The sequence below is a fragment of the Helicobacter pylori FD535 genome (assembly GCF_000296015.2).
Classification (GTDB): Bacteria; Campylobacterota; Campylobacteria; order Campylobacterales; family Helicobacteraceae; genus Helicobacter; species Helicobacter pylori_CT.
Map to the genome: position 1 here is coordinate 1 of NZ_AKHP02000073.1, position 5209 is coordinate 5209.

Here is a 5209-nt window from a genome sequence, read left to right on the forward strand (position 1 = left end):
AATGTCCTTTATCTTTTCAGCATGGCGTTGTTCCTCCTTGTTGGGGTGTGAAGCGCTAAAAACAGACCCTTTATTTTTGAGTGAGCGCATCATTTAATGTCCTTTAAAAGAGCGTTTTAAAAGCTTGAATCGCGCTTTCATCCACTAATTCAGCGATACGATAATGCGCGATTAAAAAGTCTAATAATTTTTCACTTCTTTCTTTGATTTGCGCGACTCCAAAAGAAGCGTTTTTGGCCACTTCTTTTTCACTATAAGAGCCTTTTAGGTATTCCTTTCTTTTTTCATCAAAAGGTTTGTTGCTTAAAGAGCTGTTAGCGTTTTTAGGGATTAAGAGCAAGTTCCCTAATGCATGCACGATGTGGGGATTTTTAGCCCAATTTTTTTCTTCAGCGCTATAGCCTTGATCCGGTTTTTGGGGCAAGATATGCTCAATGCTTTCTAAACTGCTATCAAAATTCAGAGTCGTTTCAGGGTTATGGTGCAACTCGTATTCATACAGCAAGTAATTCAGTGCATTTTTCCACTCATACCATTTTTTAGCATTATTAAAATTAATATTATTCTCAAGCAGTTTTAAACCACTATGCTCTCCCTTAAAAAAATCTTTTTCTAATATCGGAAGATCTTCAATAGTTATTTCATCTTCCCACAATCTATGCACCCTAAATGTTTTAAAAGCCAATTCAATCAATTGTTTTTTTAGACGTATCCCTACCAGCAACCCCATAGACTAAAAACCCGAAACGCTCTAAATATTCTAACAAGCCCTCTAATTCCTTAGTAGCATAAGGTTGTTTGCCACCATTTTTCCCAACACGCTGTATGGTAAAAAGAGAGAGCAATAAGGGCAGAAAAGCGTTGTCGCTCAAAGCGTTTAAGCGCTGCATTTTGCCTAACAAGTCGTGCATTTTAGGCGTGATTTCAATCTCAAGTTCTTTATCAAGTTCTTTATCATTAGGCATGTGTAAAAAAACCCAAACTTTAGAAGAATAAGAAACATAAAATAACAATTCATTTATTTTTTCATATTCATCATATGGGTATGCGTCGTATTTTTTATAGGCGTCAAACTCTGTCTCCAATAACCTTATCTTTAAATTTTTTACCACTCTCGCCATAGTAATACGCTACAAAATGCTTTAAAAAACCCTCTAAATGAGCGTCTTTAAATTGCCTCAAATCGTAATAAATAATAGCGTAGGTGTCATTGATCTTTTTTTGAAGATTTTCTAACTCTTCTTTTTCATCACAGATCTTGTGCGCCACAAAATGCAAGCGGTTTTTAAACAATTCTAAAGTGGATAGATCTTTACCACGATTGTTAATCGTTTCAAAAGAGCTGAAGGGATCGATCCTATTATCATTCAATTCCACCACGCTAAAAAGCATTTTCTTAGTGAGAGTATCAAGCAGTTTATTGAGCGTTGGATTAGTGATATTGCTAGTTTTTTCCTTAAAAAATTCATAAGCGCTAATAAGATTTTTAGCGTAAAAAGAAGTTTTAAATTTTTCTAAGTCTTCTTCTTCAGTGATCGCCCTAAAAGCTTCGCCTATATCATGATAATAAAAATTATATGATAGAATGGATTTGAGGTTGGCTAAAGAATAATTTTCATTTTTAGTGGTTTTGGCTAAAAGGCCCAGTAAAATCAAACTTGTAGCCAATCGTTGCTGGCCGTCTATGATTTCAAAAGTGCTGCTTTCAAATTCATTTTCAAGCTTTCTTAAGGTTAAGCTGTGCATGTAATGGAATTTGTTTTCTAGCTTAGAGACATGCTATAAATCGTTCCAAAAGTCCTCTAGTTGCCTTTCCTGCCATGCATACCCCCTTTGATAGCTGGGGATTTCAAACACGCCTTTTTCAATCACTCCGTCTAAATTTAACAATTCCATTAAAATCCTTTCATAAGTTTATGGGTAAAAACCCATAACCCTTCATTTTTTCGCTCAATTAATTTCATTGAGTTGAAAAGTCGTGTGGAATTTGTAAAACAATATGCGTTTTTATTGACTAGTTCTTCGTATTCTTGGCTCCCTTTTTGAGCGCAAACGCCATAAATCCCTAACGATCCCCCATCATCAACTCCAAAGCGATCAATTTTTAGAGCAAAAACGCTCCGTTGGACTATAGCTTCTTTAGTTGATTTCTCATACACAATAGCAACAGCATAATCCGCTTTACGCACCTTTTGAAAATCCTCTTCTTGAGCCACTTCATCCACTCTTGGGCGAAAAAAAGTCAAAGTGCATTCCTCACAAGCTTGTTTGAAAGGCTTGCCTTCTAAATCCGTATTTTTTGGATCGTTGTAATAATCACTTTTGAATAAGCACAACAACAAATTGTATTTTCCATGCGCTTTTAAATCTTCTAACTGAGCCATCACTTTCTCCTTTAAATTTAACTCTGTAAGCCCCACTGATGTAAAAATGGGGCTTATCGAATCAAATGGTTCAAAAATGTTGCGGTGCGGGTTAATGGAAAGGGGAATAATAAAAAGGAGGGGATTTTTAAGTCGGTTTTGGTAAAAGTTATTGTAAAAGTTATTGTAAAAGTTACAACAATAGGGTAGCGTTGCTTGATTGAATGATTGGATGATTGGATGATTGGATGATTGGATGATTGGATGATTGGATGATTGGATGATTGGATGATTGGATGAATGAATGCCATTTCTACCCCTTTTTGAAAAAAAGATGACATTCGGTGTTGTATCTAGCGGTATTCAATCAATGGTTAATGATGCGTTTTATTTAATGATGTGTTTTATTTAATGATGTGTTTTATTTAATGATGTGTTTTATTTGATGATGCGTTTTATTATTAAAGCTTTATTTCTACTCCTCTACCCCCCTTCCCATCATTTCCAATCATTTTTATCCATTTCTTTCAAATCCTCAAAAACTTTAAGCAAACTTTAAGCATTGCATGCGTATAATTACATTTCGTTTTTAAAGACAAGCTTTAAAAAGTTCTTTAATTTTAACTCAAACAAGTCATAAAAGCCAAAAAGCTTTTAAACATAAAAAGCTTACCAGCTGATAAAACTTGGCGGTTAAAAAAGATTAGGGATCAAGCATTTTTAGTCTTCTTTAAAGGGTTTAACGGAATGATTATAGCAAGTTTTTAAAGAAAAACGAAGTTATTTGATTTAACATTGTTAATAGCCTATGTAAAAGTAAAGTAAAACTACAATAACTCTGTCTTATATTCATTAAGGCAGTGGTAGCGCTGAAGAATATTCGTGCAATTGTCGTTATTCATTATAAAAGGGCGGGTTTTAAAGGATATTTTAAAATTTAAAACAAGCTTTTAAGAGCAGATGGCGGATGCCTTGCCAAAGAGAGGCGATGAAGGACGTACTAGACTGCGATAAGCTATGCGGAGCTGTCAAGGAGCTTTGATGCGTAGATATCCGAATGGGGCAACCCAACTAATAGAGATATTAGTTACTCTAACAGAGAGCGAACCTAGTGAAGTGAAACATCTCAGTAACTAGAGGAAAAGAAATCAACGAGATTCCCTAAGTAGTGGCGAGCGAACGGGGAAAAGGGCAAACCGAGTGCTTGCATTCGGGGTTGAGGACTGCAACATCCAAGAAAACGCTTTAGCAGAGTTACCTGGAAAGGTAAGCCATAGAAAGTGATAGCCTTGTATGCGACAAGGCGTTTTCAGGTAGCAGTATCCAGAGTAGGCCAGGACACGAGAAATCCAGGTTGAAGCCGGGGAGACCACTCTCCAACCCTAAATACTACTCTTTGAGCGATAGCGAACAAGTACCGTGAGGGAAAGGTGAAAAGAACCGCAGTGAGCGGAGTGAAATAGAACCTGAAACCATCTGCTTACAATCATTCAGAGCCCTATGATTTATCAGGGTGATGGACTGCCTTTTGCATAATGATCCTGCGAGTTGTGGTGTCTGGCAAGGTTAAGCGAATGCGAAGCCGTAGCGAAAGCGAGTCTTAATAGGGCGGTTAAGTCAGATGCTGCAGACCCGAAGCTAAGTGATCTATCCATGGCCAAGTTGAAACGCGTGTAATAGCGCGTGGAGGACTGAACTCGTACCCATTGAAACGGGTTGGGATGAGCTGTGGATAGGGGTGAAAGGCCAAACAAACTTAGTGATAGCTGGTTCTCTTCGAAATATATTTAGGTATAGCCTCAAGTGATAATAAAAGGGGGTAGAGCCCTGATTGGGCTAGGGCTGCTCGCCGCGGTACCAAACCCTATCAAACTTCGAATACCTTTTATCGTATCTTGGGAGTCAGGCGGTGGGTGATAAAATCAATCGTCAAAAGGGGAACAACCCAGACTACCAAATAAGGTCCCTAAGTTCTATTCTGAGTGGAAAAAGATGTGTGGCTACTCAAACAACCAGGAGGTTGGCTTAGAAGCAGCCATCCTTTAAAGAAAGCGTAACAGCTCACTGGTCTAGTGGTCATGCGCTGAAAATATAACGGGGCTAAGATAGACACCGAATTTGTAGATTGTGTTTAACACAGTGGTAGAAGAGCGTTCATACCAGCGTTGAAGGTATACCGGTAAGGAGTGCTGGAGCGGTATGAAGTGAGCATGCAGGAATGAGTAACGATAAGATATATGAGAATTGTATCCGCCGTAAATCTAAGGTTTCCTACGCGATGGTCGTCATCGTAGGGTTAGTCGGGTCCTAAGCCGAGTCCGAAAGGGGTAGGTGATGGCAAATTGGTTAATATTCCAATACCGACTCATGGAGCGTGATGGGGGGACGCATAGGGTTAAGCGAGCTAGCTGATGGAATAGCTAGTCTAAGGGCGTAGATTGGAGGGAAGGCAAATCCACCTCTGTATTTGAAACCCAAACAGGCTCTTTGAGTCCTTTTAGGACAAAGGGAGAATCGCTGATACCGTCGTGCCAAGAAAAGCCTCTAAGCATATCCATAGTCGTCCGTACCGCAAACCGACACAGGTAGATGAGATGAGTATTCTAAGGCGCGTGAAAGAACTCTGGTTAAGGAACTCTGCAAACTAGCACCGTAAGTTCGCGATAAGGTGTGCCGCAGCAATGCGGTCTCAGCAAAGAGTCCCTCCCGACTGTTTACCAAAAACACAGCACTTTGCCAACTCGTAAGAGGAAGTATAAGGTGTGACGCCTGCCCGGTGCTCGAAGGTTAAGAGGATGCGTCAGTCGCAAGATGAAGCGTTGAATTGAAGCCCGAGTAAACGGCGG

General features: G+C 39.2%; 1 protein-coding gene, 1 rRNA gene and 1 pseudogene. 1 reads left to right on the plus strand and 2 read right to left on the minus strand.

Going from position 1 to position 5209, the window contains the following annotated elements; genetic code table 11:
- Positions 1 to 89 precede the first annotated feature (89 nt).
- Together DV63_RS17225 and DV63_RS17230 are read right to left on the minus strand one after the other, a co-directional pair.
- Positions 90 to 1896, minus strand: a pseudogene (locus DV63_RS17225) (DUF262 domain-containing protein).
- Entirely contained in the window at positions 1896 to 2384 is a 489-nt protein-coding gene (locus DV63_RS17230) for a hypothetical protein (protein WP_000057831.1), read from the minus strand. The pseudogene DV63_RS17225 and the gene DV63_RS17230 overlap by 1 nt, the downstream one beginning before the upstream one ends.
- A 919-nt stretch (positions 2385 to 3303) precedes the next feature.
- Here DV63_RS17230 and DV63_RS17235 point away from each other — a divergent pair.
- Positions 3304 to 5209 (plus strand): 23S ribosomal RNA (locus tag DV63_RS17235); the annotation flags it as partial.